Consider the following 13,608-nt stretch of genomic DNA (forward strand, 5'->3'; position numbering starts at 1 on the left):
GGCTAACTCCTCCTTACTACGGGTTTGACACCCGAACCCCTTGAACGTAAATATTGATCGACTGAACCGTCAGCCCGAGCGTCTGATCGAGCGTGTACTTCACTTTCGACTGCACGTTGTGGGCGACTTCAGAAATTTTCGTTCCGTAGCTGACGATGATGTACATATCGATATGTACCTCGCCGTTTTCTTCGCGGACTATAACCCCTTTAGAAAAATTTTCCCTACGCAAAATGTCCGACAGTCCATCGCGAATTTGGTTTTTCGACGCCATTCCGACAATGCCGTAGCAATCGACGGCAGCTCCTCCCGCGATCATCGCAATGACTTCATTGGCAACTTCGATGCGCCCGTATTTCGTTTGCCATTCGATCGACATGCTCGTTCCCCCTTTGCGTATCTCGCACAGCTACCCCTATTGTACTATAACGCTTTCGGTTTTCAAAGCGCTTCCCGTCCGCCCACTAGTATTATTTAGCCGAAAACTGAAATATATGTCAAGGACAGTTTCTTGAAAGAAAAACGCACGTCTATTGCAATCGCTACGGTTGTATGGTAAATTATAATAGTGTTTTTAGAGGGATGTGAAAGCAAGGAGGGAAACACGATGGCGAAATGCTTTGTGACCGGCAAGAAGAAATCGTTCGGCAACTCGCGTTCGCATGCCATGAACGCCAGCCGCCGCACATGGAAAGCCAACTTGCAAAAAGTGCGCATTTTAGTTGACGGCAAACCGAAACGCGTTTGGGTTTCGGCGCGCGCGCTGAAATCTGGAAAAGTGAAACGCGTCTAACGGCCTAACGAAAAGAAGCCGCCCAAAAGGTTGCCACCCTCCTTTTGTTCGGCGGCAACAAAAAAAGCACCAAAAATGGTGCTTTTTTCTTATCCTTTTTTAAATGCGTTCAACACCGCCCGCACGATTCCGCCTAAAAATCTCGGCAGCTTGATCGTATAAAACTTCATCCCGATTCCCTCCTCACACCGATCATAACGAGCTTCCCGCCATTTCCTTATCCATTATATTCCGTCATAAGCCAAGCGCGACTACGGGCAGCCGGCAAAATCGCTGCTCCTTATCATCATTAATATGCCTTCTGAAAACGAAAAAGTACCGGAAGATTGGATAAGTTCGTTACTAATACATAATGTTGAACCGCGGGAAATATGACAGTTTGTTAGCGGATATTTAAATCCGATCAGCGTAAGCTCTGCCACCGTTTCGGAAATCGGGATGTATGACACATAGCGGTATCGATCGTCGCGCACGACCGTATGCACGCCGGGCAGATGGACGGTGAGCACGTTTTGCCGGTCGATGAGTTCAATGGGCCGCCCGGCGTACTTGAACAGCAGCTCAACGTTGCCAAACAAATGGTCAAGCCGCCCGCCGGTCGCTCCGAACAGACGAATGACGCCGTCTGTCTGCCCGACGGCCCAATCAAGGGCGATCTCCATATCCGTTTTATCTTTTTCCGCCGGCCAAATGTCAAACTCCGGCAGCATCTCCCTTAGCCGCTTGACCTCCTCAGCCGGCAAAGAATCAAAATCGCCAAACGCCCGCACCGGACGGAGTCCGAAATCCAGCAGCGCTTTCGTGCCGCGGTCGACGCCGACCCACTGCACATCGCTTCCATCATACAAACGCAAATCGGGAAGAAGGTGGCGCGGACCGCCGCCGACAATATGAATCACCACATGCGTTTCCCCCTTTCGGCAAGGGCCGAGGCGGCCATCTTCTTCTTTGCCTCATCACCCTGCGGCTCGATAAAATGGCAAAAGCAGCGTTGCTTTTTGGCTAGTAGTTGGCGCACGCTTCGCGAAGCGTGCGAATGGCGGCGGCTCGATCGCGCTCATTGTAGATGGCCGAGCCGGCGACAAGCACGTTCGCCCCGGCTTCCACGCAAAGCGGCGCCGTTTTCGCATTGATGCCGCCGTCGACCTCAATATCGACCTCTTTGTTTTGTTCGCTGGCCATCCGGGCGACCTCACGGATTTTTGGCACAACCGCCGGAATGAACGCCTGTCCGCCAAACCCTGGATTGACCGTCATCAACAAGACGAGATCGACATCAGCGATCACATGGCGGATCATCTCGACCGGTGTATGCGGATTGAGCACGACCCCGGCTTTGACGCCTTGTTCTTTGATAAAATGAATCGTCCGATGCAAATGCGCGCACGCCTCAACATGGACAGAAATCACATCCGCGCCCGCTTTCGCAAACGCCGGAATGTATCGGTCCGGGTCGGCGATCATCAAATGAACGTCAAGCGGCAGCTTCGTCACCGGTCGAATGGCGGCCACGACCGGCGGACCGAACGTCAAATTCGGCACGAAATGCCCGTCCATGACATCTACATGAATCCAATCCGCCCCGCCTTCCTCGACCGAACGAATTTCCTCAGCTAGGCGGGCGAAATCGGCTGATAAAATCGATGGCGCAATTCGAATCATGTTCAATACCTCGGCTTTCGTTCTTTCATTTCGACAACAAAACTAACATAGTGGTCATAGCGGTACGATGGAATCTCCCCGGCTTCGACCGCCTCACGCACAGCGCATTTCGGCTCGGCGATATGAAGGCAGCCGCGGAACTTGCACCCTTCCCCGTACGTTCGGAATTCAGGAAAATAATGCGGCAATTCGTCAAGCTCAATCTGGTCGAACTCAAGGGCACTAAACCCTGGGGTGTCGGCGACAAGTCCACCGGCGACCGCAAGCAGTTCGACATGGCGGGTCGTATGCTTGCCACGCCCTAAATGGGTGGAAATGTCGCCCGTTTTCAACTGCAAATCCGGACGGAGCGCGTTTAATAGAGACGATTTGCCGACGCCGGACTGCCCAGCGACGACGGAGACGCGGCCGCGAAGGCGGGCCGCCAGCTCGTCGAGCCCCCCTTTTGTCACCGCCGATGTCTCAATTACGTCGTAGCCGATGCGCCGGTAATCATGCACGTAGCGGGCGATCTCTTCTTTCGATTCGCCATCCAACAAATCCATTTTGCTGATGACAATGATCGGCGTGATTCGTTTCGATTCAACCAAGACAAGAAAGCGGTCGAGCAGCTTGGCGTTGAAGTCCGGGCTTACAGCTGAAAAGACTAAAATCGCCTGTTCGACGTTGGCAATCGGCGGCCGCACAAGCTCATTTTGCCGCTCGCCAATCTCCAAAATATAGCCTTCCGTTTCGCTCGTCGCCTGAAAAACAACGCGGTCGCCGACGAGCGGCGTCACTTTTTTCTTGCGGAACACACCGCGCCCGCGGCATTGGAACACGCGGCCTTCGGACAGGACGTAATAAAATCCGCTTAACGCTTTAATAATTTGTCCTTCCGCCATAGCCTCACCCCTTTTTTCCGTCATTTTTTGGGTATGGGATCGATCCTTCCTCTTTGACGACATTGTTGACAATGACGCGGTAATAAGCGGTCTCCCCATATGGAATTTCAAACTCGACCATCTCGGTCGCTGGCGCCGTCAGCCGGTATGTTTTGTATGGCGTTGACATATTGTGGGTGGCATCTTGAATGTAAAGCTGGGCTTCCACCATTTGCCCGGGCATCTCTGGTTCATACGGGATCATAATCTCTTTCACTACCGTTTTGGACGGTTTCGGCTCCGGCCCGCGGGAAATGACGACAGTGATGGTTTCCCCTTTTTTTACCCGCTCGTTCGCCGCTGGCGTTTGCGAAATGACAAGCCCTTCCGGCACCTTGTCCGAATACTCGTACTTCACATCAATGCGCAGCCCTTGATCCACGCCGTAGTCGCGCACGCTTTTTTCCGTATACCCGGTTAAATCTTTGACCGTGACTTTCTCCGGTCCGAGGCTGACGGTAAAGACGACTTCCGTTTCATCAGGCGCCACTCGATCGCCGGCATATGGATATTGATCCAAAATCGTCCCTTCCGGCTTGTCGCTGTAGCGGCCGTTGCGTGTAATGCGGACAAATCCTTCGGCGCGCAGCTCCTCCTCCGCCGCAGCAATGTCATCGCCAATGAAGCTTGGAAATTCGATTTTCTTTTTTCCAATGCTTTTATAAATAATGACGCCGGCCCCTTTCTTCACCGTCATGCCGGCTTCCGGATCGGTGCGCACGACTTTTCCTTCTTCGATCTGATCATCTTCCACATCGATCGTATCTTTAATTTCCAAACCGAGCGACGACAGCTGTTCAACAGCGTCATCATAGTTTTTATTGACCACGTTCGGCATCGTCACTTCCTTTGGAAAAATGAGGTTTGGAATCCATGTGACCGCGCTGACGCCGGCAGCTCCAATGAACAGCAAGGCAGCCACAAGCCAGGCAATCCATCCCCGCTTCCGCTTCGGTGTCGGTTGGTCGATCGTATGAACCGGTTTGCTCGCTTTTTCCTCGTACACAAGCGTCTCTTGCTCCAACGCCGCGCTTTCCGCCTGTTTTATAATCGGAATGGCTTTCGTCGCTTCCTCGTCATCATCTGGAACGGTGAATTTCGGCTCGTTGCGCCGCCTTGGATCCAGCGCTGTCCGAATGTCCTCGTTCATTTCGCGCGCTGATTGGTAGCGGTAAAACGGGTCTTTCACCGTCGCCTTTAAAATAATGTTTTCCACGCTTTGGGGGATGTCCGGATTCCACGCCTTCGGCGACGGCGTTTCCTCCTGCAAGTGCTTCAACACGATCGAAACGGCTGATTCGCCGGAAAACGGCAGCCGGCCGGTGACGAGTTCAAACATGACAATGCCGAGTGAATAAATGTCCGATTTTTCAGTAGCGATGCCCCCGCGCGCCTGCTCCGGCGACAAATAATGAACCGAACCGAGCACCGAGTTGGTCTGCGTGATCGTCGTGCCGCTCATCGCCACAGCGATGCCGAAGTCGGTCACTTTCACATTGCCGTGCTCATCAAGCAAAATGTTTTGCGGTTTAATGTCGCGGTGAATGATGCCGTTCTCATGGGCATGGGCGATCGCTGATGTCAGCTGGTCCATGATGCGAAGCGCCCGTTCGATAGGAAGCGGAGCGTGCTGCTGGATGTATTGCTTCAGCGTCGCGCCGCGCACATATTCCATGACGATGTAATAGACGCCTTCCTCTTCGCCGACGTCATAAATGGAGACGATATGTTCATGGTTTAAGCTCGTCGCCGCTTGCGCCTCGCGGCGAAACCGTTTGATGAACTGATCATCATTGGCAAAATCAAGGCGGAGCACTTTGACAGCAACATCGCGCTCCAAAATCATATCACGGGCCAAATACACGTTCGCCATGCCGCCGCCGCCGATGAGGCTGATAATTTTATAGCGGTCATTTAATCGCTTTCCAATGAGCACGCCGATCACCCACCTTCACGTTCCGCTGAAACATCGATGACCGCCAGCGAAATGTTGTCTTCTCCGCCACGCCCGTTGGCGAGCTGGATAAGCGCCTCCACCTTCTCTTCCAGCGTGCCGGCACCCGTCAACATATGCATCATGTCCGCTTCCGGCACTTTATTGGACAACCCGTCCGAACATAACAACAACATGTCGCCCTCGTCGAGCGCCACTGTTTTCACGTCGATTTTCACCGTCGGTTCCGTGCCGAGCGCCCGCAATAGCACGTTTTTGCGCGGATGATGTTCAGCCGCTTCTTTCGAAAGCTGCCCGCTTTTGACGAGCTCATTGACCAACGAATGGTCGTCGGTCAGCTGCTGAATTCCACTTTTGTTGAGCACGTAGCAGCGGCTGTCGCCGATATGGGCAACCGTCGCAAACGAATGAGCACAAACAGCGGCGACGACCGTCGTCCCCATTCCTTGACATTCCGGGTGGGAACGGGCATGGCGAAACAATTGTTCGTTCGCCGCGGCAATATGCGTTTGAAGCCATTGCTCCGCCTCGGCCGGCGAAGCAAGGCCACTCTCGTTCTCCCATCGCTCCTGCAAATACGCCACCGCCATGGAACTGGCCACATCACCAGCGCGATGGCCGCCCATCCCGTCAGCGACGACCGCTAAATATTGGCCGCTTTGATTGACAAATACGCCGCCGCTGTCTTCGTTATGTTCGCGAATTTGGCCGATGTCAGTTCGGAAAACGGCTCGCATCCGATTCACCTCGTCTCCTCTTTTCGCTCCTTCGCGCGAAGCTGTCCGCAGGCGGCATCGATGTCGTGTCCATGTTCGCGGCGAATGGTGACATTGATTCCATGTTTTTTCAACGCCCGTTCAAAGGCGAAAATTTGGTTGCGCGGCGTGCGCACATAGTTGCGCTCCGGCACGTAGTTAACCGGAATCAAATTCACGTGGCATTTCAGCCCTTTAATCAGCTCGGCCAACTGCTCGGCGTGCTCAAGCTGGTCGTTCACCCCGCCGAACAATCCGTATTCAAACGTCACGCGCCGGCCGGTTTTTTCAATGTAATACCGAACTGCCTCCATCAACTTGGGCAGCGGGTACGCTTTATTGATCGGCATGAGTTTTGTCCGCAGCTCATTCGTCGGGGCATGCAACGAAATGGCGAAGTTGATTTGCATTCCTTCATCGGCAAATTGGTAAATTTTTGGGATGATGCCGCTCGTCGAAACGGTGATATGGCGGGCGCCAATGTTCAACCCTTTTGGGTGATTGACGATGCGCAAAAACTTGATAAGCGCATCGTAGTTATCAAACGGCTCGCCGATGCCCATGACGACGATGCTACTGACGCGCTCATTCGTGTCATCGAGCGCTTTTTGCACTTGCACGACTTGGGCGACGATCTCGCCCGCCTCCAAATGGCGCTTCAATCCGCCGAGCGTCGAAGCGCAAAACGTGCAGCCGATGCGGCAGCCGACTTGCGTCGTGACGCACACCGAGTTGCCGTAGTGATGGCGCATGAGCACCGTCTCGATCGAATAGCCGTCATGGAGCTCAAACAAAAATTTGATCGTTCCGTCTTTGGACGTTTGTTTGACAACCGTCTTTAATGTCGTGATCGAGAACGACGCAGCCAGCTGTTCGCGCAGCCGCTTCGGCAAATTCGTCATATCGGCAAAATCGGTGACGCGGTTTTTATACAGCCACTCGTAAATTTGCGTGGCCCGAAACGGCTTTTCGCCTTGAGCGACAAGCCATTCCTTCAATTCGTCTAGCGTGAGCGAATAAATCGATGGCAACGGAGGCTGCGTTTCGCCGACAGAGCGGCGGGCAGCCGGACGAACCATTTCCATGCTTTTACACCTTCTTTCGCAGTCGGGCGATAAAAAACCCGTCAGAGTCAAAATGATGCGGCAGCAGCTGAAGCATGCCGCCTTTCACATGCGGCCGCACCGGTTCCGGCATCCGCTCGGCAAGGCTGGCGTCGAGGAAAAAGTCCGGATGATCCGATAAAAAGCGGGCGATGGCCTCTTCGTTTTCCTCGCGCTCCACGGTGCATGTGCTGTAGACAAGCGTGCCGCCTTTTTTCAAAAGCGGAGCGGCCGCCCGCAAAATGGCTTGCTGAATCTCCACAAGCGCGGCGACATCATCTCTCCCTTTCGTATATTTGATCTCCGGTTTGCGGCGAATGACGCCGAATCCCGTGCACGGCGCATCGACCAAAACGCGGTCAAACGATTCCGGGGCAAACCGCTCGCCGAGCCGGCGGCTGTCAAGGGTGAGCGCCGCAACGTTGTCAAGCCCGAGCCGCTTGGCCTGCTGTTCGATCAGCATTACCTTATGTTCGTGGATATCAACAGCAACGACCTCGCCGCGCCCGTCCATCCGCTCGGCGATATGGGTCGTTTTCCCGCCCGGCGCCGCGCAGCAGTCAAGCACCCGCTCGCCGGGGGCTGGGTCGAGCGCTCGAGCAACAAGCATGGAGCTTTCATCTTGAATCGTCAGCCAACCGGCGCGAAACGTCTCCGTATGAGCCAAATTCCCTTTTTCCGCGCGAATGGCCTCGGGCGCGATACGACCGCGGCTGGCCTCCACCCCTTCGCCGCGCAACCGCGCAAGCGCCTCGTCGACAGTCGCACGCAGCCGGTTGACGCGGGCCGTTGATTGCGGCGGGCGCAAATTCGTCTCGCACATGCGCGCCGCGTCTTCATAACCGTATTGCTTGATCCAGCGCCGGACGAGCCACTCCGGATGACTGGTGGCAAGGGCGAGCCGCTTGCCAACGTCACCAACAGCCTCTATCGATGGCAGCCCCTCGCGGCCGATCGAGCGCAATACGCCGTTGACAAGTGAAGCAATGCCGCGATGGCCGCGCCGTTTGGCAATTTCAACCGCTTCAAAGACGGCGGCGCGGTCGGGAACGCGGTCCAAATACACCATTTGATACAGCGTCAACCGAAGAAGCACGCGCACCCACGGCTCAATCCGGCGCGCCTTGCGCAAAAACGGCGCCAAATAATAATCGAGCGTGTCGCGCCGCTGCACCGTGCCGTACACAATTTCCGTCAGCAACGCCGCATCGCGGCTGTCGAGATGCCCTTGGCGAATGGCGTCGTTCAGTTCGAGATGGCTGTATGCGCCTTTTTGTTCAATAGCCAACAGCGTATCTAAAGCAAGTTCACGTACGTTCATGATCCTCTCCTAACTTCATGCCGACCGCCAGCCGGCTGCCGGCGCCGCGCAAAAATTCATCCGCCGCCATCCGTTTTTTTCCAGCCAGCTGCAATTCGGTGATGCGAATGGCTGTCTCATTGCCGGTGGCCACGACAATGCCGTTTTCCTCAAGCGCCAAAATCGTGCCCGGCGGCGCCGAACGGGGCGCCGGCACTTTTTCCCCCCACCAAACCTTCCAAACGTGCCCATCCTGCGTTGTATACGTGACCGGCCAGGGATGGAAGGCGCGAATATGGTTGTAAATGGCCTCGCCAGGCTGCGTCCAATCGATCCGCTCCTGCTCGCGGCGAATGTTCGGCGCATACGTTGCTTTCTCCTCATCTTGCGGAACGGGCGTAATTTTTCCTTCCATTAAAAGTGGGAGCGTTTCTGATAGTAGTTTAGCCCCGGCGGCGCTCAATTTATCATGGAGCGTGCCGACCGTATCCGTCTCTTCAATCGGCACTTCGACTTGCGCTAACATGTCACCGGCGTCCAACCGCTCCACCATATACATGATCGTGACGCCCGTTTTCGTTTTCCCTTGCCAAATGGCGTAATGGATCGGCGCCCCGCCGCGCAGCTCGGGCAGAAGCGAGGCGTGGACGTTGATGCATCCGTATTTCGGCGCCTCAAGCAGCGCTTTCGGCAAAATTTGCCCGAACGCCGCCGTGACAATCAAATCGGGCGCAAACGCCAGCACTTGTTCATACTGCTCCGGCTCGCGAATTTTCGTCGGCTGCAGCACCGGGATGCCCCGGCGCACCGCTTCCACTTTCACCGGGGGTGGAACGGGCTCGCGCTTCCGCCCTTTTGGCTTATCCGGCTGGGTGACGACCGCTGCCACTCGGTAGCCGTCATGAAGAAGCTGGCGCAAAATCGGCACAGCAAAGTCAGGCGTTCCCATAAACACAATGTTCGTCATTGGCATCTATCCTTCCAGTTCTTCAAGATCGCAATATCGAACCACTTTCGAAGTAAACAAAACGCCGTGCAAATGGTCAATTTCATGTTGCAGAGCGCGCGCCAAAAAACCGGTCGCGGAAAGCGTAAACGGGCGGCCGCGCCGGTTTTGCGCCCGCACTTTCACATACTTGGCGCGCGGCACTTCGCCAAACAAACCGGGAAAGCTCAAACAGCCTTCAACATCCACATGTTCGCCGCGCGCCTCGATAATGACCGGGTTGATGAGCTCGATCCGACCGTGTTCATCACCGACATCGATGACAGCGATCTGTTCAGCGACGCCGATTTGCGGGGCGGCTAGGCCCACCCCGTCAGCGGCAAGCATCGTTTCATACATATCGTCAAGCAGCCGCCCGAGCCGACGGTCAAACGCCGCCACCGGCGCGCACGGCCGCTCCAAAATCGGATCAGGATAAGTGACAATCGGCAAAACAGACAACGTCATTCCCCCAAGTTCACATCATCATATATGGGTTTGTATCAATGGTGACCATCACACCGCCATGGGCGGCATCAGCTTGGTAGCGGTCCATGACCGCCTTGAGCGCCGCGGTCAAATTCGGTTCCCGTTTGTATTTTATCATGCATTGGTAGCGATATCTATCGTGAAGACGGGCGATTGGCGAGGCGACCGGGCCGAGAACGACCGCTTCGTGCGACAGATGCTTGCGCAAATAGGCGGCGATTTTCTCCGCCGCTTTGGCCGCAGCCGGCGCCTCTTGGTGGGCGGCGGTAATGAGCGTCAAATAATAGTACGGCGGATAGCCGTGCGCTTTGCGCAGCGCCATCTCCCGCTGGTAAAAGGCGCGGTAGTCGTGGCGGGCGGCCAGTTCAATGCTGTAGTGGTCAGGCGTATACGTCTGAATGATCACTTCGCCGGGAAGCTCATGCCGTCCGGCGCGCCCGCTCACTTGCGTCAACAGCTGAAACGTTTTTTCGGCGGCGCGGAAATCGGGCAAATGAAGCATCGTGTCAGCCGCCAGCACACCAACAAGCGTGACGTTCGGAAAATCAAGTCCTTTGGCGATCATTTGCGTGCCGAGCAAAATATCGGCTTCCTTGGCGGCAAAACGGGAAAGCAGCTCTTCATGCGCCCCTTTGCGGCCGGTCGTGTCGACATCCATGCGGATGACGCGCGCTTTCGGCAGCAACCTCGTCAGTTCTTCTTCCACTTTTTGCGTGCCGGTCCCGAAAAAGCGGATATGTTCGCTTCCGCACGACGGACAGCGAGGGACAAGCGGCTCTTCATGCCCGCAATAATGGCATTTCATCCGCTCGCCGGCGCGATGGTACGTCAGCGAAATGTCACAGTGCGGACAGCGGATGACATAGCCGCAACTGCGGCACATGACAAACGTCGAATAACCGCGTCGATTCAACAGCAACACTGCCTGCTCGCCGCGCTCAAGCCGGCGGCGCAATTCGTCAAGCAATCGGCCCGAAAACATCGAACGGTTGCCGCTTCGCAGCTCCTCGCGCATATCGACGACATGAACGTCCGGCAGACCGCGGTCGCTGATGCGCTCCGGCAGCTCGAGCAGCTCGTACACCCCTTTGGCGGCGCGGGCGAACGTCTCAAGCGAGGGGGTGGCGCTGCCAAGCACGACCGGGCAGCTGTGGCGGCGAGCGCGGTAGATGGCGACGTCGCGCGCATGATAGCGCGGCATTTCTTCTTGCTTGTAGCTCGTCTCATGCTCCTCATCGATGATGATCATCCCTAAGTTTTCAAATGGGGCAAACACCGCCGACCGCGCGCCGACGACAAGCTGCACTTCTTTCCGGTGGATTTTCCGCCATTCGTCATATTTTTCGCCGACTGACAGCCCACTGTGAAGCACCGCTACTTTCGAGCCGAACCGGCTTTTGAAGCGCTCGACCATTTGCGGCGTCAACGAAATTTCCGGCACGAGAACGATCGCTTCCTTTCCTTGGCGCAACGCTTCATCAATCGCCTGCATATACACTTCCGTCTTCCCGCTGCCGGTGACGCCATACAGCAAAAACGTGCGATGCTCCCCGGCGCGCACCGAAGCGGCGATCTTAGCCAACGCCGCCTCTTGCGCCCGGGTGAGCGCCGGCGGTTCGCTCGGCTGAAACGTGCGATGTTCGTACGGGTCGCGGTACACCTCGACATCGTTCAGCGCCACAAATCCTTTGTCGACGAGCGCTTTCAGCGGCGCTGAGGAGACGCCAAGCACCGCTTGCAGTTCGGCAACCGACGCTGCCTGCCCTTTTTCCAGCAAAAATGAAAGCACCTCTTTTTGCCTTGTCGGAAGCGACCCGAGCTCCTGTTTCGCCTGTTCCGATGGAATGGCAAGAGCGGCGTGCTTCACCGTTTTCTTGCCCGCTTTTTCTTTTACCTTGTAGACCGCCTCGAGCACGCCCTGCTGCACCGCTTTTTGCGCCGCCCGCCATAAACCGGCCGCCTCAACTTCTTTCCAAGCGGCTTCCGTCCGCCCGGCAAACAGCGGCTTTACCTCATCCGGCAGCCTCTCTCTCTTCTCTTCATCCGTCAAGCGGAGCGTTTTTTCATATTTCGCCCGCATCGCCGCCGGCAGCATCGCCTGGTACGCCGAAATGGCAAAACAAAGCGTCGTTTCCGTTAAATAGCGGCCAAGATCAAGCATCTCTTCGTTTAACACCGGCACGACATCAAGCACATGCTCAATCGGTTTCAGTTGTTTGATGTCGGAATGGTCTTTCACATCAACGACAAACCCTTGCAAACGCCGCGCCCCAAACGGCACCGTCACCCGCATGCCCGGCTGGATGACGCCTCGCCAGCGCTCCGGAATCCAATAATCAAACGGTCGGTCCGTCTGCCGGGACGGGACATCGACAATCACGGATGCTACTTTCATCGAATCGCCTCGATATACGCGTGAATTTCTTTTAAAATTTCCTCGGCCGCCTCGCGTTTCGTCATGAGCGGCAGCGGGCGGACGACGCCGTCGCGGCGGAAGATGGTGACGATGTTCGTATCGCCGGCAAACCCTGCCCCTTCTTCGGTGACATTGTTGGCAACGACCATATCAAGCCGCTTCTCCTCAAGCTTTTTTAACGCATACTGTTCAAGGTTGTCCGTCTCAGCGGCAAACCCGACTAAAACTTGTGATGTTTTCCGCTCGCCAAGCGTCTTCAAAATGTCCACCGTCCGCTCCATCTCGACGACATAACCGCCTGGCTGCTTTTTAATTTTGGAAGCCGCGACATATTTTGGCCGATAATCGGCGACCGCCGCCGCCTTGATCACGATGTCCGTTTCCGCAAACCGAGCCATCACCGCTTCATACATCTCTTCCGCCGATTCGACCGCCACCGTCTCGACGCCATCGGGCGAAGAAAGCGCCGTCGGTCCGGAGACGAGCGTCACCGAAGCGCCGAAGCGGGCCGCCGCTTCGGCGATGGCGTAGCCCATTTTGCCGCTCGAATAGTTGGAGAAATAGCGGACTGGATCAAGCCGCTCCCGCGTCGGCCCAGCGGTGACAAGCACACGCTTCCCGCGAAACAGCGGCGGATCACCGGCAAAAAAGCGCTCGATATGAGCGATGATTTTCTCCGGCTCCTCGAGCCGTCCTTTGCCGATGTAGCCGCACGCCAAATAGCCTTCCGACGGTTCGATGAATCGATAGCCGAACTGGTACAGGCGTTCAATGTTCGCTTGGATAGCCGGATGTTCGTACATATGGACGTTCATCGCCGGAGCAATCCAGACGGGCGCTTTCGTCGCCAAAATCGTCGTCGTCACCATATTGTCAGCGATGCCGGCGGCCAGTTTGGAGATCGTATTGGCCGTCGCCGGCGCAACGAGAACAAGATCGGCCCAGTCCGCCAAATCGATATGGGCGATGACGGCCGGATTGTTTTCCGCAAACGTATCGACATACACTTCCTGACGCGACAATGCTTGGAACGTGAGCGGCGTAATGAATTGACACGCCCCTTCCGTCATGATCACTTTCACCTCGGCGCCGCGCTGGGTGAGCTGGCTGGTGAGCGCCGCCGCCTTATATGCCGCCACCCCTCCGGTCACACAAAGCAAAATATGTTTTCCTTTAATCATCTTGGCCACCCCCCGACATTGAAAAAAATAACAACCTAAAGCTAGGT

At 55.8% G+C, this 13,608-nt stretch carries 14 protein-coding genes; 1 reads left to right on the forward strand and 13 read right to left on the reverse strand.

Going from position 1 to position 13,608, the window contains the following annotated elements; translation table 11 throughout:
• Positions 1-16 precede the first annotated feature (16 nt).
• Entirely contained in the window at positions 17-379 is a 363-nt protein-coding gene (locus tag BJQ97_RS11575; protein ID WP_160156687.1) for an Asp23/Gls24 family envelope stress response protein, read from the reverse strand.
• 228 nt (positions 380-607) lie between these two features.
• Between BJQ97_RS11575 and rpmB the strand changes: the two genes are divergently transcribed.
• The gene (gene rpmB, locus BJQ97_RS11580; protein WP_031410471.1) at positions 608-793 is read left to right on the forward strand and encodes a 50S ribosomal protein L28; all 186 of its coding nucleotides are present in this window, start codon (positions 608-610) and stop codon (positions 791-793) included.
• A gap of 89 nt (positions 794-882) precedes the next feature.
• On the opposite strand, the gene spoVM is transcribed toward rpmB, so the two are convergent.
• The 12 genes from spoVM to coaBC form a co-directional block, all read right to left on the reverse strand.
• Complete coding sequence (gene spoVM / locus BJQ97_RS11585; RefSeq protein WP_011230680.1) at positions 883-963, reverse strand: stage V sporulation protein SpoVM; 81 nt, start codon at positions 961-963, stop codon at positions 883-885.
• 81 nt (positions 964-1,044) lie between these two features.
• Positions 1,045-1,695, reverse strand: coding sequence for a thiamine diphosphokinase (locus BJQ97_RS11590; protein ID WP_160156688.1), 651 nt, complete (start codon positions 1,693-1,695; stop codon positions 1,045-1,047).
• A gap of 100 nt (positions 1,696-1,795) precedes the next feature.
• A complete protein-coding gene (rpe, locus tag BJQ97_RS11595) occupies positions 1,796-2,455 on the reverse strand; it encodes a ribulose-phosphate 3-epimerase (protein ID WP_160156689.1) in 660 nt (219 codons plus the stop codon).
• Positions 2,456-2,457: 2 nt separating this feature from the next.
• Positions 2,458-3,339: a ribosome small subunit-dependent GTPase A gene (rsgA, locus tag BJQ97_RS11600; protein WP_160156690.1), complete on the reverse strand. Its 882-nt coding sequence runs from the start codon at positions 3,337-3,339 to the stop codon at positions 2,458-2,460.
• A 4-nt stretch (positions 3,340-3,343) separates the two neighbouring features.
• Positions 3,344-5,314 (reverse strand): Stk1 family PASTA domain-containing Ser/Thr kinase, encoded by a 1,971-nt coding sequence (pknB, locus tag BJQ97_RS11605; protein ID WP_160156691.1) that lies wholly within the window; start codon positions 5,312-5,314, stop codon positions 3,344-3,346.
• 5 nt (positions 5,315-5,319) lie between these two features.
• Complete coding sequence (locus BJQ97_RS11610; RefSeq protein ID WP_160157607.1) at positions 5,320-6,069, reverse strand: Stp1/IreP family PP2C-type Ser/Thr phosphatase; 750 nt, start codon at positions 6,067-6,069, stop codon at positions 5,320-5,322.
• A gap of 5 nt (positions 6,070-6,074) precedes the next feature.
• The gene (gene rlmN / locus BJQ97_RS11615) at positions 6,075-7,172 is read right to left on the reverse strand and encodes a dual-specificity RNA methyltransferase RlmN (protein ID WP_160156692.1); all 1,098 of its coding nucleotides are present in this window, start codon (positions 7,170-7,172) and stop codon (positions 6,075-6,077) included.
• Positions 7,173-7,176: 4 nt separating this feature from the next.
• Positions 7,177-8,511: a 16S rRNA (cytosine(967)-C(5))-methyltransferase RsmB gene (gene rsmB / locus BJQ97_RS11620; RefSeq protein WP_160156693.1), complete on the reverse strand. Its 1,335-nt coding sequence runs from the start codon at positions 8,509-8,511 to the stop codon at positions 7,177-7,179.
• The gene (gene fmt / locus BJQ97_RS11625) at positions 8,498-9,457 is read right to left on the reverse strand and encodes a methionyl-tRNA formyltransferase (protein ID WP_160156694.1); all 960 of its coding nucleotides are present in this window, start codon (positions 9,455-9,457) and stop codon (positions 8,498-8,500) included. Before fmt ends, rsmB begins: the two co-directional genes overlap by 14 nt.
• 6 nt (positions 9,458-9,463) lie before the next feature.
• The gene (gene def, locus BJQ97_RS11630) at positions 9,464-9,937 is read right to left on the reverse strand and encodes a peptide deformylase (RefSeq protein ID WP_160156695.1); all 474 of its coding nucleotides are present in this window, start codon (positions 9,935-9,937) and stop codon (positions 9,464-9,466) included.
• A gap of 16 nt (positions 9,938-9,953) precedes the next feature.
• Complete coding sequence (gene priA / locus BJQ97_RS11635; protein ID WP_160156696.1) at positions 9,954-12,359, reverse strand: primosomal protein N'; 2,406 nt, start codon at positions 12,357-12,359, stop codon at positions 9,954-9,956.
• On the reverse strand, positions 12,356-13,561 hold the full coding sequence (gene coaBC, locus BJQ97_RS11640) for a bifunctional phosphopantothenoylcysteine decarboxylase/phosphopantothenate--cysteine ligase CoaBC (protein ID WP_160156697.1): 1,206 nt from the start codon (positions 13,559-13,561) through the stop codon (positions 12,356-12,358). The genes priA and coaBC overlap by 4 nt, the downstream gene beginning before the upstream one ends.
• Between the last annotated feature and the right edge of the window lie 47 nt (positions 13,562-13,608).

The sequence above is a fragment of the Geobacillus sp. TFV-3 genome, assembly GCF_009901865.1.
Lineage (GTDB): Bacteria > Bacillota > Bacilli > Bacillales > Anoxybacillaceae > Geobacillus > Geobacillus thermoleovorans_A.

Excerpts from the sequence above, each read along its gene's own strand:
- BJQ97_RS11575 (WP_160156687.1), bottom strand. The coding sequence starts at position 379 with ATGTCGATCGAATGGCAAACGAAATACGGGCGCATCGAAGTTGCCAAT.
- coaBC (WP_160156697.1), bottom strand. The coding sequence starts at position 13,561 with ATGATTAAAGGAAAACATATTTTGCTTTGTGTGACCGGAGGGGTGGCG.
- rlmN (WP_160156692.1), bottom strand. The coding sequence starts at position 7,172 with ATGGAAATGGTTCGTCCGGCTGCCCGCCGCTCTGTCGGCGAAACGCAG.
- rsgA (WP_160156690.1), bottom strand. The coding sequence starts at position 3,339 with ATGGCGGAAGGACAAATTATTAAAGCGTTAAGCGGATTTTATTACGTC.
- BJQ97_RS11610 (WP_160157607.1), bottom strand. The coding sequence starts at position 6,069 with ATGCGAGCCGTTTTCCGAACTGACATCGGCCAAATTCGCGAACATAAC.
- rpmB (WP_031410471.1), top strand. The coding sequence starts at position 608 with ATGGCGAAATGCTTTGTGACCGGCAAGAAGAAATCGTTCGGCAACTCG.
- fmt (WP_160156694.1), bottom strand. The coding sequence starts at position 9,457 with ATGACGAACATTGTGTTTATGGGAACGCCTGACTTTGCTGTGCCGATT.
- rpe (WP_160156689.1), bottom strand. The coding sequence starts at position 2,455 with ATGATTCGAATTGCGCCATCGATTTTATCAGCCGATTTCGCCCGCCTA.
- priA (WP_160156696.1), bottom strand. The coding sequence starts at position 12,359 with ATGAAAGTAGCATCCGTGATTGTCGATGTCCCGTCCCGGCAGACGGAC.
- spoVM (WP_011230680.1), bottom strand. The coding sequence starts at position 963 with ATGAAGTTTTATACGATCAAGCTGCCGAGATTTTTAGGCGGAATCGTG.
- rsmB (WP_160156693.1), bottom strand. The coding sequence starts at position 8,511 with ATGAACGTACGTGAACTTGCTTTAGATACGCTGTTGGCTATTGAACAA.